19 protein-coding genes are annotated in these 22,456 nt (G+C 71.7%); 12 read left to right on the forward strand and 7 right to left on the reverse strand.

Annotated elements, in window-relative coordinates; all coding sequences use genetic code 11:
• Window positions 1-13 precede the first annotated feature (13 nt).
• The 3 genes from ASG53_RS15770 to ASG53_RS15780 all read right to left on the reverse strand — a co-directional run bounded on the left by ASG53_RS15770 (window position 14) and on the right by ASG53_RS15780 (window position 6,428).
• Window positions 14-2,206: an Ig-like domain-containing protein gene (locus ASG53_RS15770; RefSeq protein WP_056135559.1), complete on the reverse strand. Its 2,193-nt coding sequence runs from the start codon at window positions 2,204-2,206 to the stop codon at window positions 14-16.
• 302 nt (window positions 2,207-2,508) lie between these two features.
• The gene (locus tag ASG53_RS15775; RefSeq protein ID WP_056135562.1) at window positions 2,509-4,377 is read right to left on the reverse strand and encodes an Ig-like domain-containing protein; all 1,869 of its coding nucleotides are present in this window, start codon (window positions 4,375-4,377) and stop codon (window positions 2,509-2,511) included.
• Window positions 4,378-4,547: 170 nt separating this feature from the next.
• Entirely contained in the window at window positions 4,548-6,428 is a 1,881-nt protein-coding gene (locus ASG53_RS15780; protein ID WP_056135567.1) for an Ig-like domain-containing protein, read from the reverse strand.
• 300 nt (window positions 6,429-6,728) lie between these two features.
• On the opposite strand from ASG53_RS15780, the gene ASG53_RS15785 reads away from it, so the two are divergent.
• The 5 genes from ASG53_RS15785 (at window position 6,729) to ASG53_RS15805 (ending at window position 11,879) form a co-directional block, all read left to right on the forward strand.
• Complete coding sequence (locus ASG53_RS15785; protein WP_200945520.1) at window positions 6,729-8,123, forward strand: ABC transporter substrate-binding protein; 1,395 nt, start codon at window positions 6,729-6,731, stop codon at window positions 8,121-8,123.
• Window positions 8,123-9,103 carry a carbohydrate ABC transporter permease gene (locus tag ASG53_RS15790; protein WP_056135570.1) on the forward strand — a complete coding sequence of 327 codons (981 nt, stop codon included), beginning with the start codon at window positions 8,123-8,125 and terminating at the stop codon, window positions 9,101-9,103. The genes ASG53_RS15785 and ASG53_RS15790 overlap by 1 nt, the downstream gene beginning before the upstream one ends.
• Window positions 9,100-9,990 (forward strand): carbohydrate ABC transporter permease, encoded by an 891-nt coding sequence (locus tag ASG53_RS15795; RefSeq protein WP_056135574.1) that lies wholly within the window; start codon window positions 9,100-9,102, stop codon window positions 9,988-9,990. Before ASG53_RS15790 ends, ASG53_RS15795 begins: the two co-directional genes overlap by 4 nt.
• 63 nt (window positions 9,991-10,053) lie before the next feature.
• On the forward strand, window positions 10,054-11,289 hold the full coding sequence (gene manD, locus ASG53_RS15800) for a D-mannonate dehydratase ManD (protein ID WP_056135576.1): 1,236 nt from the start codon (window positions 10,054-10,056) through the stop codon (window positions 11,287-11,289).
• Between the two features lie 287 nt (window positions 11,290-11,576).
• Window positions 11,577-11,879, forward strand: a complete 303-nt coding sequence (locus ASG53_RS15805) for a putative quinol monooxygenase (RefSeq protein WP_056135579.1) — start codon at window positions 11,577-11,579, stop codon at window positions 11,877-11,879.
• Between the two features lie 129 nt (window positions 11,880-12,008).
• Here the strand turns inward: ASG53_RS15805 and ASG53_RS15810 are convergent, their stop codons facing one another.
• A complete protein-coding gene (locus tag ASG53_RS15810; RefSeq protein WP_056135582.1) occupies window positions 12,009-12,626 on the reverse strand; it encodes a TetR/AcrR family transcriptional regulator in 618 nt (205 codons plus the stop codon).
• A 58-nt stretch (window positions 12,627-12,684) separates the two neighbouring features.
• Between ASG53_RS15810 and ASG53_RS15815 the strand changes: the two genes are divergently transcribed.
• Window positions 12,685-13,626: a DMT family transporter gene (locus tag ASG53_RS15815; RefSeq protein WP_082544119.1), complete on the forward strand. Its 942-nt coding sequence runs from the start codon at window positions 12,685-12,687 to the stop codon at window positions 13,624-13,626.
• 41 nt (window positions 13,627-13,667) lie between these two features.
• The gene (locus tag ASG53_RS15820) at window positions 13,668-14,495 is read left to right on the forward strand and encodes a DUF2510 domain-containing protein (protein WP_056135585.1); all 828 of its coding nucleotides are present in this window, start codon (window positions 13,668-13,670) and stop codon (window positions 14,493-14,495) included.
• Between the two features lie 128 nt (window positions 14,496-14,623).
• On the opposite strand, the gene ASG53_RS15825 is transcribed toward ASG53_RS15820, so the two are convergent.
• The gene (locus ASG53_RS15825; RefSeq protein WP_056135588.1) at window positions 14,624-15,172 is read right to left on the reverse strand and encodes a tetratricopeptide repeat protein; all 549 of its coding nucleotides are present in this window, start codon (window positions 15,170-15,172) and stop codon (window positions 14,624-14,626) included.
• A gap of 104 nt (window positions 15,173-15,276) precedes the next feature.
• Here ASG53_RS15825 and ASG53_RS15830 point away from each other — a divergent pair, with 104 nt between their 5' ends.
• The 3 genes from ASG53_RS15830 to ASG53_RS15840 are packed head-to-tail and all read left to right on the forward strand — an operon-like array spanning window position 15,277 to window position 18,170.
• Window positions 15,277-15,963, forward strand: a complete 687-nt coding sequence (locus ASG53_RS15830) for a DsbA family oxidoreductase (protein ID WP_056135589.1) — start codon at window positions 15,277-15,279, stop codon at window positions 15,961-15,963.
• Window positions 15,956-16,186, forward strand: coding sequence for a hypothetical protein (locus ASG53_RS15835; protein ID WP_056135590.1), 231 nt, complete (start codon window positions 15,956-15,958; stop codon window positions 16,184-16,186). The genes ASG53_RS15830 and ASG53_RS15835 overlap by 8 nt, the downstream gene beginning before the upstream one ends.
• A gap of 52 nt (window positions 16,187-16,238) precedes the next feature.
• Window positions 16,239-18,170, forward strand: a complete 1,932-nt coding sequence (locus tag ASG53_RS15840) for an alpha/beta hydrolase (RefSeq protein ID WP_082544120.1) — start codon at window positions 16,239-16,241, stop codon at window positions 18,168-18,170.
• Here the strand turns inward: ASG53_RS15840 and ASG53_RS15845 are convergent.
• Window positions 18,167-19,630, reverse strand: a complete 1,464-nt coding sequence (locus ASG53_RS15845; protein WP_327286951.1) for a nitronate monooxygenase — start codon at window positions 19,628-19,630, stop codon at window positions 18,167-18,169. The genes ASG53_RS15840 and ASG53_RS15845 overlap by 4 nt on opposite strands.
• 116 nt (window positions 19,631-19,746) lie before the next feature.
• Complete coding sequence (fabI, locus tag ASG53_RS15850; RefSeq protein ID WP_056135591.1) at window positions 19,747-20,514, reverse strand: enoyl-ACP reductase FabI; 768 nt, start codon at window positions 20,512-20,514, stop codon at window positions 19,747-19,749.
• Window positions 20,515-20,601: 87 nt separating this feature from the next.
• On the opposite strand from fabI, the gene ASG53_RS15855 reads away from it, so the two are divergent.
• Window positions 20,602-21,324: a DUF6882 domain-containing protein gene (locus tag ASG53_RS15855; RefSeq protein ID WP_056135592.1), complete on the forward strand. Its 723-nt coding sequence runs from the start codon at window positions 20,602-20,604 to the stop codon at window positions 21,322-21,324.
• Between the two features lie 72 nt (window positions 21,325-21,396).
• Complete coding sequence (locus tag ASG53_RS15860) at window positions 21,397-22,401, forward strand: VOC family protein (RefSeq protein ID WP_156382850.1); 1,005 nt, start codon at window positions 21,397-21,399, stop codon at window positions 22,399-22,401.
• The last annotated feature ends 55 nt before the right edge of the window (window positions 22,402-22,456 follow it).

A 22,456-nucleotide genomic window follows, 5' to 3' on the forward strand; every position in this document is an offset into this window, starting at 1 on the left:
GTCGTGCAGGTGCTCAGCGTGCCGACGTGGTGAACCGTCGGCGTCCGGCGAGGAGCAGAGCGCCCGAACCGAGGAGCACGCTGACGAGCAGCGCGGACGAGCCGAGCTCGGCGCCCGTCGCGGCGAGCGGGGCTGCCGTGACCGTGGCCGGTGTGGCCGGTGTGGCCGGTGCTGCCGGTGGGGCGACCACGGGAGCAGGCGCTGCGGGTGCCACCGGTGCGGCGACGGGGACCGTGACGATCGGACCTGTCGCCACGGGGACCTCGGCGGGAGTTGTGCCCTCGGTGACGGTCACGGAGATCTCGGCCCAGCGGCCCGAGGTCCCACCGGTCGCCTGGACGTGGTGCTCGCCTGCGGGCACGCCCGCCGGGAGCGCGACGACCAGGGTCGCGACGCCGTTCTCGTCGGCCACGGCGGTCCCCAGGAAGACGGGGTCGGAGTGCAGGAAGAACGCGACAGTCTCGAAAGGCTCGAAGTCGCGGGCCACGAGCGTGATCTTCTTGCCGGTCACGAGGGTCGTGGTCGACCCGGTGAGGTCGGCGTCCGGGGTGGACGAGCCCCTGGCGGGCTCACCGGCGACGACGATCCGGACGGTGTGCGCTGTCGCGTCGAGGGTCTTCGAGGCCGCGGTCTCGACCACGATCTCGTGCGTGCCGAGGTCGAGGACGGGCACGGTGACGGTGACGTCGCCGGAGGCGGGGACGGGGATGTCGACAGGCTCTCGGGTCCCGGTGATCCGCAGGGCTGCGGGACGGTTCTCGGCAGGCAGGCCCACCGTGAAGGTCGCCGGGGTGCCGACGGTGGTGGTGACTGTCGCGGGGACGGTGACCTTCGGGGTCACGGGGGGCACCGTGACGGGCGGGGCTCCGACGGTCGTCGAAGAGATGCCGAAGGACTCCTTGAAGCGCTCGTCCCCGGAGTAGGAGGCGTCGACTGTGTAGTCGCCCGGCTGCGTGCCGTCGAAGACGACGGTCGCGACGCCGTCGACCAGGGCGGCCTCCTTCTGCATGCCCTTCGTGCCGAGCCTGACGAGGACTGTGCCCGTCGGGTGGACGACCTCGGCGACGCCGGCGAAGGTCGGCAGCTGAGCGCGCTCGACGGTCACCGTGATCTCGACGCGCGGGCTGCTGATCTTGGGCACGTCGACCGTGACGGTGGTGGGTGCCTTGGCCGCCGGCCGGGGTGCCTCGACGACCATCTGCATGCCCTCGGACACGCCCTTCGAATAGCTCTTGTCACCCGAGTAGGTGGCGATGACGTCCCTGTAGACCCCGGGCACCAGGCCCGAGACGACCAGGGAGACGGCGCCGCCGTCGAGCTCGGTGGCCGTGCCGAGGGGCTTCCCGCCGTCGTAGGTGAAGGTGATCGTGCCTCGAGGGGTCGAGAGCTCCGGGGCCTGGACGACCTGGGCCGTCAGGGTGACCTCCGAACCAGTCACGAGCGGGGGGACGGGCGCGAGGACGTCGGACTTCCACCTGACGCGGATGTCCTGGACCAGGGAGACGGACTCCTTGAGGTTGAGGTCCGTCGAGCCGCTGTAGGTCGCCATCAGCTCGTGGTGCCCGGGTGCGGCGTCGATGAGCGCGGAGGCTGTGCCGTCGACGACCGGCGACGCGGGGACGATCGGCGTGCCGTCGAGGGAGAACGTGACGCTCCCTCCGGTGACCGGCATGCTCTCGCTGAAGACCACGGCCTGGGCCTCGATCTTCTCGCCCGGCTCAACGACGTTCGAGAACACGTTGAGGCCTGTCGTCGTCCCGCGGAGCTCGGGCACGTCGGAGACCACGGCGACCTGCTGAGGCTGGCTCCGGACGTCGTCGATGTCGGAGTACCTGCACACCGCGACGAGACCGTGGGTCCCGGGGGTCGCGAAGGTCACCCACGCGTCGTAGTAGCGCTGCGACCCGTCGCCGCCGCTCTCGTAGGCGGGGCCACCGCTCTCGTCAGAGGCCTCCCACGCCGCGCTGAGGAGCGGGAAGTCGACGTTCTCCGGACAGACGATCTCCGCCCTGTACTCCTTGCCGACGACGACCTCGCTCCCTGCGAGGGTGATCGAGGGCGTTGCGGGCACAGCTGCGGCGGGCAGCGCCGTGGCGGCGAGCGTGCCGAGCGCGAGCGGTGCGGCGAGGAGCGCGGCGACGAGCCGGTCGAGTCGGGTGGCGCGGGGCCGGGACGGGTGGGGAGCCGGGGTGCGACGAGTGCGCATGGCTGTCCTCCTGGGCGAAGGGTCGAGACTGCGGAGATGTCCGCTGCAGACGGTCTATCGGCAGGACCGCAGCGCCCGTGAGAGGTGCAGACGGTGGAAATCACGTCGAGAGACTCGCCTCGTCGCCTCGTCGCCTCGTCGCCTCGTCGCCTCGTCGCCGCTGGGCCGGCTGTGCAGCTACCGGCTGCGCAGCTGGTGCGGCCTGCGCGACCGGGCAGGCGCAGCGGGGTTGCGCGGCAGCGCAGACACCAGAGCCCCCGACCGTCGGACGGTCGAGGGCTCTGGAGATGGAGCTGGAGGACTCAGCCCGCGAGGGAGGCGAAACGTCGGCGACCGGCGAGCAGGAGCGCACCCGAGCCGAGCAGCACGCTGACGAGCAGCACGGTCGAGCCGAGCTCGGCACCTGTCGAGGCGAGCGGAGCAGCGACAGCCGGGACTGCTGCTGCGACGGGTGCCGCCGCGACGGGCGTCACGACCGGCACGGCGACCGGGACGGTGACGATCGGGGCCGTCACGATCGGAGCCGCGGTGACGGTGACCGGGATCTCCGCGGTGCGCAGCGAGGTGGCGCCTGTCGCGCGGACGTGGTGCTCGCCGGCGGGAGCACCCGCCGGGATCGCGACGACGAGGGTCGCGACACCGTTCGCGTCGGCGAAAGCGGTCCCGAGGAAGATCGGGTCGGAGTGCAGGTAGAAGCTGACCGTCTCCCCGGGGAGGAAGTCACGGGCGACCAGGGTGATGGTCCCACCCACGGGCAGGGTCGAGGTCGAGCCGGACAGGTCCGGCGCGGGCGCTGCCGGCGGTGTGACGACGGGCGGGGTGACGACCGGCGCGGTGACCGTGGTCGTCGCGTAGCCGTAGCCCACCTCGAAGTACTGGTCACCGGCGTAGGAGGCCTCGACCTCGTAGGTGCCCGGTGCCACGCCGTCGAAGACGACGCTCGCGGTCCCGTCGACGAGGGTCACCTTCTGACGCGGTCCACCCTTGCCGAGCGTGATGGCGACGGTGCCGGACGGGGTCGCGACACTCGTGGCGCCCATGGAGGTCTCGTGCATGCCGGGCTCGACCTTCACCGTGACCGGGACCTGCGTGCCGGTGATCGCGAGGGGGACGCCGACCGTGACGGCGGATGCGTTCTTGACCGGTGTGGTGGGGATCGGCGGGTCGACGATCATGTCGCGGTACGCGCTGCCGCCGTCACCGTAGTTCTCGTCGCCCGAGTAGATCGCGATGACGTCCTCGTAGACGCCGGGGGCGAGGTCGGGGAGCTGGAGGACGGCTGTGCTGTTGACGAGCTGGACCTTGCCCAAGATCGCACCCTCGCTGTACCTGAAGGTGATCGTCCCGGTCGGGGCCGGGAAGTCGGGTGCCTGCACGACGGCTGCGTGCAGCGTGGTCTGCGGTGCGCGGACGCGGTCGGGGATCGCGGCGGTGACGATCGACGTCGTCTTGACCCAGACGTTCTTGGTCTCGGTCGAGGACTTGTAGAGCTCGGTGCCGGAGTACGTGGCGGTCACGGCCCAGCTGCCGGGCCCCGGGTTGGGGATGTCCGTGACCGCGTAGCCATTGCTCTGGAGCGGGACCGGGGAGCCGACGGCCTGCCCGCGCAGTGAGAACTGGACAGACCCGCCCTGCGCGATGCCCGCTGTGCCGACGACCTTGGCCTCGACGCTGATCGGGTTGCGAGGTTCGACGGCGGCCGGGAAGAAGCGGATCGCGGTCGTGGTGTCCTCGACGACGAGGGGTGCCGGCTCGACGTCGACGTACGTCGGGAACTGGATCGAGCCGCCCTCAGCGAGCTCGCAGGTGACCATGAGCTCCTGGTCTCCGACCGCGTCGAAGACCACCGTCGCGGAGTAGTTCTTGGTGCCGTCGTTGCTCCGGGCGAAGACCGCCTCGCCGTGACGTCCACCGGTGATCTCCCAGATCGCGCCGACCGACGGGAGCATCTCGTCGTCCGGGCACGTGATGAGGATGGGGAGGTCCTTGCCGACGACGACAGGACTGTCGTAGGCGACCTGTCCGCCCCATGGCTCGGCCGCGGCCGGCAGCGCCGTGGCGGCGAGCGTGCCGAGGGCGAGCGGCGCGGCGAGGAGCGCGGCGACGAGGCCGCGGAGTCGGGTGGCACGGGGCCGGGACGTGTGGGGAGCCGGGGTGCGACGTGTGCGCATGGCTGTCCTCCTGGGACAAGGGCCGAAGCGGCGGAGACGTCCGCTGCTGACGGTCTATCGGCAGGACCGCTGCACCCGTGAGAGGTGCCGGCGGTGGAATCTCATATCCGGAGACGCCAGAGCCCCCGACCGTCGGACGGTCGAGGGCTCTGGAGATGGAGCGGGAGGGTTCAGCCCGCGAGCGCACCGAACCTGCGTCGCCCGACGACCAGGAGCACGCCCGACCCGAGCAGCACGCTGACGAGCAGCGCGGTCGACCCGAGCTCGGCGCCGGTCGACGCGAGCGGAGCCGCAGGCACGACCACGGCCACGACCGGCGCGGTGAGGACCGGGGCGGCGGCGACGGGTGCTGCGGCGACGGGCACCGTCACGACAGGTGCCGTGACGACCGGCGGGGTGACGACCGTGACGTCCGCGATGACCGTCACCGGGATCTGGGCCGTCCGCAGGGAGGTCATCCCGGTGGCCTCGACGTGGTGCTCACCGGCCGGGACCCCGGCGGGCAGGGCGACGACCAGCGTCGCGACGCCGTCGGCGTCGGCCTCGGCGGTGCCGAGGACGACCGGGTCAGAGTGCAGGACGAACTCGACGGTCTCGCCGGGCAGGAACCCGCGCGCGACGAGCGTGATCTTCTCGCCAGGCGCGAGCGTCGTGGTCGACCCGGTCAGGTCCGGCGTCGGAGTGACCGGGGGTGTGACGACCGGAGCCTCGACGACTGTGGGGGTGACGTCGGAGGCCGCCCAGTAGAAGTCGTCGCCCGAGTAGGACGCCTCGACCTCGTAGGTGCCAGGAGCCGGCGCGTCCACGGTGAAGGTCGCGACGCCGTCGACGAGCGTCGCCGTGTACGGCGTCCCTCCCTTGACGAACCTCACGGTGACAGTGCCTGTCGGGGTCGACGGGACCGGGCTCGCGGCCGTCACGTCGGCGAGGGTCCAGATGACCTCACCGGTGACGGCGACCGACACCTCGACCTTCGGCGTCGAGATCTTCGCCGGGACGGTGAGCTTCACGGTCGGTGTCGCCTTGAAGGTCTGTGCAGGGTTGACCGTCATGGTGGTCCGACCGCTGCTCGCGCCGCCGTAGGAGCCGTCGCCGGAGTAGACGGCGTAGACGTCGTCGTAGACGCCCGGTGCGAGACCGGGGAGCTCGAGGACGGCCTCGCCGGCCACGACGGTGGCGGTCCCGAGGATCGCACCCTCGCTGTACCCGAAGGTCACGGTCCCGGTCGGTGCCGGGAAGCCGGAGACCGGGACGGGCGTGGCGCGGAGCACCGTGTGCGGGGCGCGGACCATGTCGGGGACGACTGTCGTGACGGTGGTCGGGGTCTTGACCCAGACCGTCGAGTCGGAGACCGAGGCCTCGAGGATCTCGGTGCCGTAGTAGGCGGCCTCGACGGTGTACGCGCCCGGTGCGAGGCCGGGGATCGTCAGCGTGGCGACCCCGTCAGTACCGACGTCCCGGCCGCCGAGCTCGAGGGCGCCGATCGAGAAGTTCACGGTCCCCTCGGTGACGGGCCCGGAAGCCGTGGTGACCTTCGCGGAGACCGTCACGTCGCCACCCGGTTCGACCCGCTCAGGGGTGAACGAGACGGCCGTGTCGGTCGCGACGGTCTCGTACCGCACGTGGATGAGCACGTTGGTCGAGCTCGAGGGGGCTGTGGTCCCGTCGACCGCGGCGTACTCGCAGGTGAGGAAGAGCAGCTGGATGCCGGAGGCGCCGAAGGTGACGTCGCGCGAGAAGGTGAGATACCCGCTGCCCGGCGTCGGGTTGGTCACGCGTTGCGAGGCCTGGTCTCCGGCCTGCCACAGTGCGCTCGCCACGGGTTGGTCGGCGCGGTCCACGCAGGTGAACGATGCCGTCGAGGCGACGCCGACGATGGCTTCCTGGCTGTGCGAGATGGTCGCCGGGTCTTCGTCTGCGGTCGCAGGCAGCGCCGTGGCGGCGAGCGTCCCGAGCGCGAGAGGGAGGGCGAGGGCGGCGGCCGCGAGACGGCGCAGGCCCTCGGTTCGCCGACGGGACGGGTGGGTCGCCTGGGTGCGACGAGTGCGCATGGCTGTCCTCCTGGGACATGGGCCGAGGCTGCGGAGACGTCCGCTGCTACCCGTCTATCGGCACGGGCGCTCGCGGTCTGCAGGTTCCACGGGACTGGTGTCACCCTGTGGACTTTGATACGGTCCAACTGGTCCTACCAGTTGGACCAGTGGTCTCGTCGGGCAGCGAGGTCCGCAGCACCACGTCAGACGACCGGCACCACGACCGCCGGAGCAGCACCCCAGAGCTCCACCCCAGAACGCCACCACCAGAGCACGAGGCCCCGCGACGCTGCGGGCCAGAGAGCGACGAGGATGACGATGTCCCTGATCCGCCCCGCCACCGGCACGACCGGCGGTCCGCGCAGCGTGAGCGGCGGGCGCCCGAGCGAGCCGCTCACAGGCCCCGCGCTCACGAGCGCCCCGCTGTCCCGCAGGTCTTTCGGCAAGCTGCTCGTGGCTGCCGCCGGCACCGCCGCGCTCACAGCCTGCTCACCCCGCAGCGGCACCCCGAGCCCTGACGCACCCCTGCGCGTCATGGCCATCAACCACGTCTGGTCGCAGGCGATCTCGGCCTACTTCCCCGAGTTCGAGGACATGATCGGCCGCCGCGTCTCCATGCAGATGCTCACCGCCGACCAGCTGTCCAACTCCTACAACGTCAAGCTCAACGCCTCGGCGACGGACATCGACGTGATGATGGTCCGCGCCCTGCAGGAGCAGCTGCTCTTCGCGCGCAACGGCTGGATGGCCGACCTCACCGACCGCGTCGAGGACACCGCCTTCGCCTGGGACGACTTCCAGCAGGCGCCGCGCGACCGCTCGATCACCCGTGGGAACGTCCTCAGCGTCCCGGTCGTCACCGAGCGTCCTGCGCTCTACTACCGCAAGGACCTCGTCGAGGGCCTCGGCGGGGCGCCGCAGACCCTCGACGACCTGCTGGCGATGTCCCTCGAGCTCGCCGACCGTGACAACGGCCAGTTCGGCTTCGTCGGTCGTGGGCAGCGCGCGGGTGCGGTGAGCCAGTGGTCGAGCTTCCTCTACTCCTTCGGCGGCGACTTCACCCTCGACGACGGCTCGTCGGGCATCGGCACGCCCGAGGCCGTCGCGGCTTACGAGTACTACGGCCGGCTGCTGCACGAGGCCGGTCCGCCCGGAGCCACCAACATGAGCCTCGAGCAGGCCATGCCGATCTTCGCGCAGGGCAAGGCCGCCTTCTACGTCGACGCCGACGCGATCTACTCCAACTTCCTCGACCCGTCGATCTCGACGGTCCAGGAGACCGTCGGCTTCGCGCCCTTCCCGGCCGGCCCGGCAGGCTCGAGGCCGCACAACATCCCGTCGTGGAGCATCGGCGTCAACGCGTTCTCGCGGATGCAGGACGACGCGTGGGCCTTCGTGCAGTGGGCCTCGAGCCCGGAGATGGTCGCCCGGCTCCAGGCCGAGGGCATCCCCGGCGCACGCCAGTCGGCGTGGTCGGACCCCGAGACCCTCGCCTCCTTCCCGCCCGAGCTCGCCGAGACCATGCGGATCAACGCCGAGAACGGTATCGGCCACGACCGCCCCGAGGTCATCCAGGTCGGGCGCGCCCGCGACATCGTCGGCCGTCCGCTCGTCGCCGGGATCCTCGGCGAAGACGTCGGGCCCGTCGCGGCCGACGCCGACGCGGAGTTCCGCGACTTCCTCGACCGTGACAACCGTCAGCAGGAGTTCTGATGAGCCGCAGCACGACGGACGCCCCGTCGATCCCCGACACCACCCCTGCCCCGATCGCGAGCACCGGGCGCAGCCCGCGGGGGCCCAAGGCCCCGCGCACCTTCGAGCAGGCGAACCGCCGGCTCAAGTGGCTCATGCTCTCCCCGGCGCTCGCCTTCGTCGGCCTGATGATCGTGTTCCCGCTGATCTTCACCGTGAACCTCAGCTTCACCGACGCCTTCGGTGCCGTGAACGCCGACAACCGGTACATCGGCCTGCAGAACTACGCCGACGCGCTGACCGACGCCCGGCGGTTCTGGCCCGCAGCCTGGCGCACCGTGATCTTCACCGTCGTGGCGGTGACCCTCGAGGTGGTCCTCGGGCTCGCCCTCGCGATGCTCATGCGCAAGGCCTTCCGCGGCATGCGCGTGGTCCGCACGGTCCTCATGATCCCGCTGCTCGCGACGCCTGTGGCGATCGGCATCCTCTGGCTGCTGATCCTCGACCCGACCAACGGGATCGCGAACCACCTGCTGGGCTTCGTCGGCATCCCGCCGCAGGAGTTCCTCGGCTCGGTCAGCCAGTCGCTGCCCACCCTCATGCTCATCGACGTGTGGCAGTGGACGCCCATGATGACCCTGCTGCTGCTCGCCGGGCTCACCACCCTGCCCGAAGAGCCTGAAGAGGCCGCCCGCGTCGACGGGGCGACAGCCTGGCAGCGGTTCCGGCACATCATCCTGCCGATGCTGTGGACCACGCTGCTCACGGCGCTCGTGCTGCGCGCGGTCGACGCCCTCAAGACCTTCGACATCCTCTACGCCACCAAGGGCGCCGGGGGTGGCTCGAGCTTCGAGGTCGAGACCCTCAACGTCTACGCCTACGGCCTGACCTTCGACTACCAGGAGTACGGCCTCGCCTCGGCGGTCCTCGTCCTGTTCACCCTGTTCATCATCGGTGTCGTCGTCCTGCTGCGGCTCCGCTCCGGAAGGAAGTCCGCATGAGCACCGTCGCCACGCGAGCTGCCGGGTCACCCGGGCCTGCGGCCACCACCCGCCCGCCCGTCGTCCTGCGCCCACCGCGCCGTTCCCCGTGGGGGTGGCTCCGGGCGCTCGCGATCACCGTCGTCTCGCTGATCTTCGCGATGCCCGTCGTGTGGATGATCGCCGCCGCCCTCAAGACGAACGTCCAGGTGACAGACCCGAGCGTCGGCCTGATCTTCTCCCCGACGCTCGAGAACTTCCGCAGCATCCTCGCCGACGGCGAGATCCTGCGGTCGATGGGCAACTCGCTCATCGTCGGCGTCGCGTCGACAGCGCTCTCCGTGGTCATCGCGGTACCGGCAGCCTGGGCCGTCGGACGCTTCTCGATGCAGCGGACCGGGTCGGTCGTGCTCGTCGCGCGCATCGTGCCGGCCGTCTCGCTGCTCGTGCCCTGGTACTACCTCTTCGCGCAGGTGGGCCTCGTCGGCACCTACACGGTGCTGATCCTCAGCCACATGTTCGTCTCGGTGCCGCTGATCTTGTGGATCATGATCGGGTTCTTCGAGGGGCTCCCGGTCGAGCTCGAAGAGGCTGCCCGGACCGACGGCCTCACGGCCTTCGGGGCCTTCTGGAGGATCGCCCTGCCGCTCGCGGCACCCGGGACGGCGACGGCCTCGGTCCTCGCCTTCATCTTCAGCTGGAACAACTTCATGTTCGCGCTGATCCTCGCCGACGAGAACACCAAGACCATGCCCGTGACGCTGTTCAGCTTCATCTCGTACGCGAGCACCGACTGGGGTGGTCTGATGGCCGCAGCAGCCCTGATGACCGTGCCGGTGGTCCTCGCCGCGGTCTTCGGGCAGAAGTACCTCGTCGCCGGGCTCACCGCCGGAGCGACGAAGGGCTGAGCCCGGCTCGACCACGCAGCACCGCACCACTCGCCACACACCACAGGAAGAGCGCAGAACCTCATGAAGATCGTCGACGCCCAGGTCATCGTCACCAACCCCGGACGCAACTTCGTCACCCTGAAGATCACCACCGACACCGGGTACACAGGGCTCGGGGACGCGACGCTCAACGGCCGCGAGCTGTCGGTCGTGTCGTACCTGCGGGACCACGTGGCACCGTTGCTCATCGGCACAGACCCGCACCGCATCGAAGACACCTGGCAGCTCCTCTACCGCGGCGCGTACTGGCGCCGCGGCCCGGTGACCATGGCCGCCATCGCCGCGGTCGACGTCGCGCTGTGGGACATCAAGGCCAAGGTCGCCGGTCTGCCGCTCTACCAGCTGCTCGGCGGCGCGAGCCGTGACCGCGTCCGCACCTACGGCCACGCCAACGGCGCCGACCTGCCCGAGCTCTTCGACTCGGTCCGCGCGCGTCTCGCCGAGGGCTACACGGCCGTCCGCATCCAGACGGGCGTCCCCGGGCTCAAGACCGTCTACGGCGTGCACCAGGGCACCGCGATCGCCGAGGCCGACGGGGTCGCGGGTGCCCCGCGCCTCGACCAGACGGCTCGACCCGTCGTCGAGGACTGGGACACCCGCGCCTACCTGCGGCACATCCCGACGGTCTTCGAGGCCGTCCGCAACGAGTTCGGTCCCGAGATCCCGCTGCTGCACGACGCCCACCACCGCCTCACGCCGATCGAGGCGGCGCGCCTGGGCAAGTCCCTCGAGCCCTACGACCTCTTCTGGCTCGAAGACTGCACACCGGCGGAGAACCAGGACGCACTGCGCCTGGTGCGCGAGCACACCACCACCCCGCTCGCGATCGGCGAGGTGTTCAACACGGTCTTCGACTACCAGACCCTCGTGGGGGAGCAGCTCATCGACTACGTGCGGTCAGCCGTGACGCACTTCGGCGGGGTGTCACCGCTGCGCAAGCTCTTCGACTACGCCGCGCAGCACAACATCAAGAGTGCGATCCACGGCCCCGAGGACATCTCGCCCGTGGGCATGGCCGCGGCGATCCACCTCGACCTCGCGATCCACAACTTCGGCATCCAGGAGTACTCGGGCTACACCGACCGCACGCACGAGGTGTTCCAGCACGCCTTCACCTTCACCGACGGACACCTGCACCCGGGCGAGACGGCCGGCATCGGCGTCGAGCTCGACGAGGAGATGGCCGCAGGCCACCCCTACGCCCCGGCGTACCTCCCGGTGAACCGCCTCGCCGACGGGACCGTCCACGACTGGTGACGTGACGGCGGGTCCGCTCGCCCGACCGCGAGGTCGCCCGCCCGACCGCGAGGTCGCCCGCCTGGCCGCGAGGTCGTACGGACACGCCAGAAGACCGGGTCGAGAGCTGAGATCTGGCGTGTCCGTACGACCTCGTGCCTCGGGGTACGACCTCGTGCCGGACGGTGAGACCTCGTGCCGTCCCGATCCGGGGGGAGTCGTGCGGGGGGGGGGGGGGGGGGGGGGGGGGGGGGGGGGGGGGGGCGTGGCTGGTGCTGCGCCTTCCCGCCGACCGAAGGGCGTCCACCATGACGACGATCGTCCACCTCGAGATCCAGATCCACCCCGACCACCTCGCCGACGCCGCCGAGCACCTCAGCGCGACGCTGGCCGCGACGCGGGCGTGGCCGGGCAACGAGGGCCTGGAGGCTCTGGTCGACGACGCCGACCCCGGTCACGTCCTCGTCGTCGAGCGGTGGGCGACCACCGCGGACCACGACGCCTACGCGGCCTGGCGCACGACCCCCGAGGGGCAGGGTCGCCTCGGCGAGATCCTCGCCGCCCCGCCGGTCAAGACCGTCTACTCCGAGCGCCTGCCGCTCGCTCTCTGACCTGCGTCACCTGGCGGACGTCCGGTCGGACGGACGTCCGCCGGACCGCTGGTCATCCGTTCGTCCGGACGGCTGTCCGACTGTCCGCTTGCCGCCGTTGGTCCGCACGCCTGCCGCACCGACCTGCGTCTACGCCTGGGTCGCCTGGGCGTCCCGTCCCGCCCCCGCCGCCCGGGCGAGGATCTCGCGTCCTGCCGCGCGCGCGACCGCGAAGGGCTCGGAGAACGTCGCCGTCCCGACGGTGACGATCGCGCCCTCGTAGAACAGCATGAGCATCTGCGCGACCCCCTCCGGGTCGGCGACCCCGGCCTCGCGGCACAGCTCGGCGAAGACGCCGAGCTGCCACACCTTCTGCCGGGTGACCTCCTGCGCGATCGGGTCCGAGAGGTCGGCCGTCTCGGCGCGCGCGTTGATCGCCGCGCACCCCCGCGGGCTGTGGTCGTCGGACCACGCGGCCGCCGCGTCGAAGACGAGGAGCGGCCTGTCGAGTCCCGTCGCCTCGGAACCGGCGACGAAGCCGTCGAGGAACTCTCGCCACCGCCTGTCGCGCCCCTGCAGGTAGGCGACGACGAGGGCGTCCTTCGAACCGAAGCGTGCGTAGAGCGTCTTCTTGGTGACGCCCGCGGTCTCGGCCACCAGGTCGACCCCGACGGCATGGATCCCACGCTCGTAGAACAGCTCAGACGCGGCGTCGAGCACGCGCTGGGCGGCCGGCGTGAGGACGGGAGCGGCGGGAGGAGTCTGCATCTGAGCCACTCTACCGATCTGTAGAGCACCAGGTATACCGATCTGTATAGTCACCGGTATGACTAAACAGATCGGTATACCTGCCGTCGTCGTCCCCGCCCTGCTCTCGGTCGTCTTCGTGCTCTGCTGGTCCTCCGGGTTCCTCGTGGCCGCCGTGGACGTCGGCGCACCTGTCGCCACCCTCCTCACCTGGCGCTTCGCGGTCGTCGTGCTCCTGCTCGCCGCCGCGACCGGGGTGCTCCGTCGCCGGCGTCAGCACCAGACGCCCCCGCGCGACGAGCTCGGGCGGCACGGGCTCGTCGGGCTGTTCTCCCAGGTCGGGTACGTCGTGCCGATCTACGTCTCTGTGGGGCTCGGGGTGAGCACGGGGACCACGGCGCTCATCGACGCCGTCCAGCCGCTCGTCGTCGCGACTCTCGTCGGACCGGTCCTCGGGCTCCGGGTCCGCGGCGCGCAGTGGGCGGGCCTGGCCGCCGGGGCGGTGGGCGTCGCGCTCGTGGTCTCCGCGGACCTCGGGTCGGGGACGGCGTCCTGGTGGGCCTACCTGCTGCCGCTCGTCGCGATGGCGAGCCTCGTGGCCGCGACCCTCGTCGAGCGTCGCCACCCGTCCGAGGCCTCCGTGGTCGACACGCTCCTGCTGCACGCGACCGTCGCGCTCGTGGTCATCGGCGGGTTCGCGCTGCTCACGGGACAGGCCGTGCCCCCGACGACGGCCGTCTTCTGGGGGACCGTCGCCTTCGTGGCCGTCTCACCGACCCTCGCCGCCTACGGGCTGTACTGGTACCTCGTGCGACGCCTCGGGATCACCGTGCTCAACGCGCTGCTGTTCTGCGTGGCACCGACGACAGCCGTCGCGGGGGCCCTGCTCTTCGGCGAGCCGCTCACGCCGCTGACAGTCGCCGGGCTCGCGCTCTGCGCTGCAGGTGTCGGCGTCGTCATCACGAGCGAGGCACGAGGTCGGCGTCCTTGCGCCGTCCCCGCGCGCGACCTAGTCTCCTGAGGGCGCTGTGGTGCGCCTCCCGACCTCCTAGGAGCACACTCATGGGCGCCCCCGCCGGCTGGTACGACGACCCGCAGGACCAGCAGCTGATCCGGTACTTCGACGGAGAGAGCTGGACCACGCAGACGGCCCCGCGTCCCGGCGCGAGCCAGCCGTCGTCGCCGGCGGCCCAGCCCTCGTCGCCCGCCGCCACCCACGACGCACGCCCGGCGTGGGTGCAGGGTGCCCAGCAGCCCGCCCAGGGCCAGCAGCCCGGCGCGCAGAAGACACCCTCGTGGCAGGCTGGTGCCCAGCAGCAGGGCCAGCAGCCCGCGCAGAGCCAGCCGTCATGGCAGGCACAGCAGGCACAGCAGGCACAGCAGGCACAGCAGGCACAGGCCCGCCAGCCGCAGCAGCCTCAGTCGCCGACCGCCGGCTTCCAGTTCGGCGGCGCCCAGCAGGTCCCGACCGCCGACGCCGCCCCCTCGCAGGGCACCCCCAAGTCCGTGAAGATCGGCATCCTCGCGGCGTTCCTGGCCTGCCTCGCGATCTTCGCCCTCGGCTACGCCATGACCGACCGCGAGTCCGGCGACGGCCTCTCGGCCTCCGAGCTGGGCATCTCCGGCCTCGGCTGCCCGGAGCTCGTCGACGAGTACGTCGGTCTCTCCGCCTCGGACCCCGACGACCAGCGCCTCGTCTCCGCGAGCGGTGGCTCCGAGGACCGCAGTGCTGTCGGTGACGTCAAGGCGCCGACGGGCAACGGTCAGAACTTCGTGTTCAGCTGCGAGTACCCGACCGCCGAGTGGGCCGACGGCAGCCAGTCGGGCCTGTCCCTCGAGGTCCGCGTCGACAAGAACCTCGACCTCTACATCGGCGCCGCGAAGCGCTGACGTCCGTCGAGCTCAGCGGCGGTCTGCCAGGAACCGCGTCGGAGGCCCTGTGCGGCACCACCACCGGTGGTGCCGACAGGGCCTCCGTCGGATGGCCTGTGCGACACGGAGGTCGAGCAGGTGACCGGCTAGAGAGCCGCAGCCGCCGACGACGCCTCGTCGAGCGAGGCCAGGTATGCCGCGTTCCCCCGCACCGCAGGCTTGTACCTGTCGAGGTCCTCGGACTCCACGTGGTCCGCGAGGAGCAGCAGCACGCTCGCCAGGGCTGTGCTGGGACGCCCGGCAGCATGCAGGCTCAGCGACTCGAAGACGCCGAGGGCAGCAGACTCCGGGAACTCGGTCCGGGCCTGGGCGAAGAGCGCGAGGGAGTCCTCGACGCGCCCGACGTTGCGCAGCGTGCTGCCGTGCTGCAGGTAGCACCGTCGGCGGAGGTCTCCCTCGAGCCCTTCTGCCGTCGCCTGCTCGTACAGGCCGAGGGCCCTCTCTTCGTCGCCGGCCGTGTCGTAGGCACCGGCGAGCTCGTAGAGGACGCGGGCGTCGTGCGGGTGCTCGGCGTGCAGCGGCAGCAGGGCGGCGATCGTCGGCGCCATGTCGTCACGGTCACGAGCTGCGAAGATCCGGTCCAGCTCGTCGTACAGCTCTCGGGTCGTGCTGGTCTCTCTGGTCACTCGTGTCATGGTGCCCTCCAGCGGCCCACTCTTCCACGGTCACGCCGGCTGGCCCCCGCCACGCGAGGACGACCGACGGGAATGCTGCGGCCCGCGCGCCGGTTGACACGAGCATGACTGCTCCCCTCAAGGTCGACATCTGGTCGGACATCGCCTGCCCCTGGTGCTACGTCGGCAAGCGCCGCTTCGAGGAGGCCCTCGTGGCCTTCGACGCGACAGGCGCCGCGCGCCCCGTCGAGATCGAGTACCACTCCTTCGAGCTCGCGCCCGACACCCCCGTCGACTTCGACGGCTCCGAGGTGGACTTCCTCGCCGGTCACAAGGGCATGCCGCGCGAGCAGGTCGCGCAGATGCTCGGTCAGATGACCGAGGTCGCCGCGTCGGTCGGCCTGAGCTACGACTTCGACGCGCTCCAGCACACCAAGACCCTCAAGGCCCACGAGCTGCTGCACCACGCCAAGGCGCAGGGCGTCCAGGGCGAGATGAAGGAGCGCCTGCTGCGCGCCTACTTCGAAGAGGGCCGTCACCTCGGGCGCATCGACGAGCTCGTCGCGCTCGCGGCCGAGGTCGGCCTCGACGCCGACACCACTCGTGCTGTCCTCGAGTCCGGTGAGCACGCCGGCGACGTCGCCCAGGACATCGCCCAGGCGCAGGCCTACGGCATCCAGGGTGTGCCCTTCTTCGTCGTCGAGGGCACGTACGGCGTGAGCGGCGCGCAGGAGCCCGCAGTGTTCGTGCAGGTCCTCGAGAAGGCCGCGGCCGACGCCGACGTCCCGGCCGACGCCGCCAGCCGTGGCTGACGACCGCACCTCGGCCGTGCCCGCCGACGCGGCGGGCACGGCGCCGAGCGGTGGGTGCGAGGGCGGCGTGGCGCTCGCCGTCCCGCAGGTCCAGGTGATCCCCGCCTTCCAGATGCTCGGCTCGGACGACGTCGGCGTGTGCGTCGACGGCGTCTGCGCCGTGCCGGCACCGTCGACCGCCACGGAGCCCGCAGCCTCGACCGCGGATACCGAGCAGGACTGAGACTGCCAGGCGTCCGAGACGTCGAGGCCACCTGTCGCCTAGGCTCACCGGCATGACCACAGAGCAGCGCCCCGCGGCGCCCGACGCCACGAGCGCAGCCGCCGCGGCGCGAGCCCTCAACGAGGGTGCTGCAGCGGGCGAGGCTGTGGTCGGCGGCTCGACCGCGACCGTCGAGGAGACCGCCACGGTCACGAAGACCGCGGGCGCCGCGCAGACTGCGGACAGCGCCACCGACCCGGACCCCACGACGGTCCAGCAGGTCGGCACCGTCAGCCTCGGGGAGGCGGCGCGGCGCAGCTGGCACCGGTGGGCCTCGCACATCAACGACCCGCGCCTCCCGCCCGTGCCCAAGACCCCGCACTGGTGGTCGCTGCACGGTGTCGGCGCGTGGTTCGGCGTGATCTTCTACTCGTGGTCGATGAGCGCGTCCCTGCTCCCACGACCCTGGTACCTGCAGGCCCTCGCGACGGGCATCTGCGTGGCCCTCGGCTACGGGGTCGGGGTGAGCATCGCGACCCTGCTGCGCAGGCTCGGGTTCTCGCCCGACTGGAAGGCGAGCCGGCGCCGCTGGGCCTGGATCGTCCTGGCCGTCGTGACGGCTGTCGTCGTGCCGCTCGCCTTCTTCCTCGGCGGTCACGCCCAGACCGTGACGGCCGAGCTGGTCGGCATGCCCGTCGACAACCGCTGGTTCCACGTCCTGGCGATCCCGGTGGCGGCTCTCGTCGCGGTCGCCCTCATCGGGCTGTTCAGGGCCCTCATCCAGCTCGGCAAGATCTTCGCGCGCTTCGGCTCGCGCTTCGTACCCGTGCTCCCCGCCAAGATCTTCGGCACCGTCACGGCCGTGGTGGTCGCCGTGCTGCTCGTCCAGGACGGCGTGCTGCCCGGCATCCTGGCCGTCGGCGGACGTCTCGCGGCGCAGACCGACCAGGCGGACGTCCCGGGTGTCGAGCAGCCTGTCGAACCCGAGCGCTCCGGCTCGCCGGACTCGCTCGTCGACTGGGACGGGATGGGCCGCAACGGCAAGGTCTTCGTCGCGGGCGGCCCGACGGTCGACGAGCTCGAAGAGTTCAGCGGGGAGCCGGCGATGACGCCGGTCCGTGCCTATGCGGGGCTCGAGACCTCGGACGACCTGCGCGAGGTCGCGGCGACTGTCGTCGCCGAGCTCGCCCGCGAGGGCGGCTTCGACCGCGAGGTGCTGGCCGTCGCGACGACGACGGGCAGCGGCTGGGTCAACGAGGCCCCGAGCACCTCGCTCGAGTACCTGCACAACGGCGACACCGCGATCGCCGCCATGCAGTACTCCTACCTGCCGAGCCCGCTCGCCTTCATCGCCGACCGCGGGACCCCGGAGAACGCCGGGCGGGCGCTCTTCGAGGCCGTCTACGCGGTGTGGGACCAGATGCCCGAAGACTCACGGCCGAAGCTCGTGGTCTTCGGCGAGAGCCTCGGCTCCTACGGCGGGCAGGCCGCCTTCAGCGGCGTCGACGACATGGCCGCGCGGGTCGACGGTGCGCTGTGGATCGGCTCCCCGAACTTCTCCGAGCCGTGGGGCCGGATCACCGACGAGCGCGACGCAGGTTCGCCCGAGCGGCTGCCCGTCGTCGACGGCGGCGACCACGTGCGCTTCGTCGACACCCCTGACGGGCTGCCCGACCTCGGCCCGTGGGAGGCGCCGCGGATCGTGTACCTGCAGCACGCGACGGACCCTGTCGTCTGGTGGTCCCCCGACCTCATCCTCCGCCAGCCCGACTGGCTCAAGGAGGACCTCGCGCCCTCCGTGAACCCGGACATGCAGTGGTACCCCTTCGTCACCTTCTGGCAGGTGACCGTCGACATGGTGTTCTCGATCGACATGCCCGACGGTTACGGGCACAGCTACGAGCTCGGGACCGTCGACTCCTGGGCCGCCATCGTGCCGCCCGAGGGCTGGACCGCGGCCGACACGTCGGCGCTGCGCGAGTGGGTGGCGGCGCCCGGCGCCTAGAGCGGCTGGGTCTGCGGGCTCCCGAGGAGCCAGTCGACCACCTCGACCGCCGTCCAGGTGCCGGGGTGCTGCGCTGCCAGGCGCGTCGCCCCGTCGACGTCGACCCCCAGGGTGACCAACGGCGGCTCGACGTAGCCGTCGCCGCGCGTCTGGCCGAGCCCGACGTTCGCGGCGAGGGAGTTGCACAGGCAGGACCGCCCGACGGTGTCCGCGGCGTCGCCACCCTTGCGCTCGTACATGTGGACAGGTTCCGCGGGGCAGCGGTACGTGATGGACCCGTCGGTGCGCTCGAGCGGGGTCCGCAGGTAGCCGAGGTCGCAGAGCCTCGGGCGCTCGGCGACCACGGAGGCGTCGGAGAGGGTCGCCGGGAGCTGGACGACCTTGAAGGGGAAGCCTGTCGGCGAGGCGAGCGGGTCTGTCCGGACGTCGAGGGTGCCGGCCCGCAGCCGGGCGAGCACGTCGTCGCGGAGCGCAGGGTCGAGGCCGGACTCCTCGGCGAGGGCGAACAGCGTGCCGACCTGCACCCCGGTGGCGCCGGCCTCTTCAGCTGCTGCCAGCGCCTCGGGCGTCCCGTGCGCCCCGGCGAGCCAGAACGGCAGCCCGAGCTCGGCGACCTTCGACACGTCGGCCTGGTCGCGCGGCCCGAAGACTGGCTGACCTGTGTCGTCGAGGGTGAGCCGGCCGCGCGGCGGCGCGTTGTGGCCGCCCGCGGGCGGGCCCTCGACGACGAACCCGTCGGGACGGACCGTGTCGTCCCGCACGAGGTGCGCCGCGAGGGCGTGCGCGGAGACGATCGCGAGGAAGGTCGGCCGGACGAGGGGCTCGAGCGGGATGCCGAGGAGCGCCTCGGGGTCGAGGTCGACAGTGTGCCCAGACCCGCCGGTGACAGTCACCGGGAGCTGGACCGCCTCGTGCCCGGAGAGGTGGTCGAGCAGCCGGGGGATGTCCCGGGGGATCCCTGCACCCATGACCACGTAGTCGACGCCGGCGAGCATCGAGCCGTAGGTCGCGGTCGGGGTGGCCATCTGGACCTTCTCGAGGAAGTTGATGCCGACCAGGCCGTCGTGCCCCTCCTTGGCGAGCCACACCTCGACGAAGCTGCCGAGGACCATGAGCTCCTGGGCCAGCCGGGTCTGGCGCAGCGCGAGCCTGGGGACCGGTGCGTAGGGCTGACCTGCGCGGCGGCCGTCGGCCCTGAAGTACCGGGCCAGCACCCGCTGTGCGATGCGGGGGACGGGGAAGGCGCCGAGCGCACGTCGTGCGGCGCCGTCCTGGTCGCCGTCCTGCAGGCGTCGCGCGAGCACGAGGTCGAGGGCCGTCCCGGAGACGAGGCCGAGCTGGCCTGTGCGGGCGACGGCCGAGGCCAGCCGCCACGACGAGACGGCGACGCCCATCCCGCCCTGGATGACACGAGGGAGCGACCGGCCCGGGGTGGGCAGGGAGAACTGGAGTGCGGTCACGGATCGACCCCTCTGTCAGGCTACGGTGACGTAGGTTACTGAACCGTAGGTTCGAGGGGTGGGGCGGGCCCGGGACCAACGTCCCCGGCCCGCCCGGTGGTACGGGAACTGCTCGGCTACATGCCCATCGCGTGGACGCCGCCGTCGACGTGGACGATCTCGCCCGTCGTCGCGGGGAACCAGTCGGAGAGCAGCGCGGCCACGGCGCGGGCCGTGGGCTCGGGGTCGCTGACGTCCCAGCCGAGCGGGGCGCGCTCGTCCCAGCCGCCCTCGACGGCCTCGAAACCCGGGATCGACTTCGCGGCGGTGGTCTTGACCGGACCTGCTGCCACGAGGTTCACACGGATGCCGTGCGGGCCGAGGTCACGGGCCAGGTAGCGCGACGTGGACTCGAAGGCCGCCTTGGCGACGCCCATCCAGTCGTAGACCGGCCAGGCGACGCTCGCGTCGAAGGTCAGGCCGACGACAGAGCCGCCACCCGAGAGCAGCGGCTGGGCCGCCACGGCGAGGGACTTGAGCGAGAAGGCCGAGACCTGGAGGGCTGTGGCGACGTCCGCCCACTGCCCGGCGAGGAAGTTGCCGCCGAGCACAGACTGCGGGGCGAAGCCGATCGAGTGGACGACCCCGTCGAGGTGGTCCGCGTGCTCGCGGACGGCGTCGGCGAGCGCCGCGAGGTGGGCGTCGTCGGTCACGTCGAGCTCGACGACAGGAGCGGGGGCGGGCAGGCGCTTGGCGATCGCCTGGGTGAGGCGGAGCTGGCGCCCGAAGGACGTGAGGATCACCTGAGCGCCCTCCTGCTGGGCGAGGCGTGCTACGTGGAACGCGATCGAGTGGTCCGTGAGGACCCCCGTCACCAAGATCGTCTTGCCGTCGAGCAGGGCCATGCGGGTGTCCGTCCGTCGAGGGGTGGGGGCTGGGCTCATCTTCGCAGGTGCCGCGACAGCCGGGGACCGCCTCCCTAGGCTGGGTGCATGACGACGCAGATCACCTCGGCCCAGGACGTGCTCGACGACGGCTTCGTCCTCGTCTGCGACTACCAGCTCACCCTCGAGGGTGTCGTGGGGGAGGGGACGCCGTACGCGGCCGCCGCGGGTGGGCGGTACGACGTCGACCTCGCGGCCGGGACGCTCACCTTCTCCGGTGCAGGTGTGCCCCCTGTCGTGCTGCGCGCCCACCTGCTCGGGTCGGCCGCGCCGGGCCCCGGCACGTGGTTGTGGGCGTGGGGCAACGACGCCGGCTTCCCCGACGAGGTGCTCGCCTACGCCCGGCACGTGAGCGACTTCGGCAACCGCTACGGTCTCACCGAGCTCATCCAGGCCCAGCAGGAGCTACGCTCCTCTCCGCGCGAGGATGCCCGGCACTACGCGGCACTCGCGGCCACGGTCTGCGGCGGCATGACCACCTACACCTGCGTGGTCGGCGCGGGGACCGTGGTGGCGCTGCTGCTCGACGGGCCCGAGGTGACGCTGCCTGCGCCGAGCGCCGTCCGGGCTGCGGCCCTGCTGCCGGAGGTCGCAGCCTCGGGTGTGGTCGTGGACTGGCCTCGTGCCGTGTCGTCCTACGGCCGGATGCGGGGCTTCGGCGTCGAGGAGGCGGCCGGCGAGACGACGCTGCGCGCTGCGGACGGCGCTGTGGTCGCGACCTTCGACGACCTCGGGCGGCTCTCGAAGGTGTCGGGACGACTGGGCGGCTGAGCCACCTCAATACTTGACACTACAACTAATGAATGATCAACTAGTTCTTCCACACCCCGGAGGAGCACCCGCATGAGCCGCGACATGATCGACACGTCCACCTCGCCCGCGCAGGCCGACGCCCGCGCCGCCGAGCACGAGGCGCGCGTCCAGGCGCCGCACGCCCTCGGCGCCGTCGACCTGCTCGCCGCCGACACCTCGATGGACGCCGTGACGCTCTACGTCCACGACATCGACGCGATGGTCGCCTTCTACACCACGGCGATCGCCCTCGACGTCATCGCCCCCGCGGGCGGTGCCTCGTCGGCCGCCGCAGACCGCCGGTCCGGGATCGTCACCCTCGGCCGAGGCCGCACGCCGCTCGTCGTGCTCCGTCACGCCCCCGACATGCCCGCCCGCCGCCCGGGCGAGGCCGGCCTGTTCCACACGGCGATCCTCTTCCCGACGCAGGCTGCGCTCGCCGCGACCATGCTGCGCGTCGCCGAGCACGCCCCGCAGCTCTACACGGGCAGCGCCGACCACCTCGTCTCTGAGGCCTTCTACCTCGACGACCCCGAGGGCAACGGCATCGAGCTCTACGTCGACCGCTCCCGTGACCAGTGGTCCTGGCAGGGCAGCCACGTCGTCATGGACAACCGGCCGCTCGACCCCAACGGCTTCATCCGCACCCACCTGACCGACGAGGTCGCTGCGGCCCCGAACGCCCAGGACGCCGTCGTCGGGCACGTCCACCTGCAGGTCGGCGACGTCGAGCGCGCCCGCCAGTTCTACGTCGACACCGTCGGCTTCGAGGCCACCGCCGAGATGCACAGCGCGCTGTTCGTCTCCGCAGGCGGCTACCACCACCACATGGCCATGAACACGTGGTCCTCCATGGGCGCCGGTCCGCGCGCGGTGTCGCTCGGCCTCGGCGAGGTGTCGATCGTCGTGCCGACAGCGGACGACGTCAGCGCCCTGGCCGACAGGCTGCGGCACCACTCCGTGACCGTCGCCCACGAGGGTGCCGGAGGACCGGGCGCGCTGCTCCGCTTCGACGACCCGTGGCGCAACCGGATCGCGGTGTCGGCGGCGGCCTGACGCCGCCCTGGCGGGTGGTGCCGCGGGCGTCGTCCTGCGCAGACCGGTCGATCTG

The sequence above is a fragment of the Sanguibacter sp. Leaf3 genome, assembly GCF_001425965.1.
Lineage (GTDB): Bacteria > Actinomycetota > Actinomycetes > Actinomycetales > Cellulomonadaceae > Sanguibacter > Sanguibacter inulinus.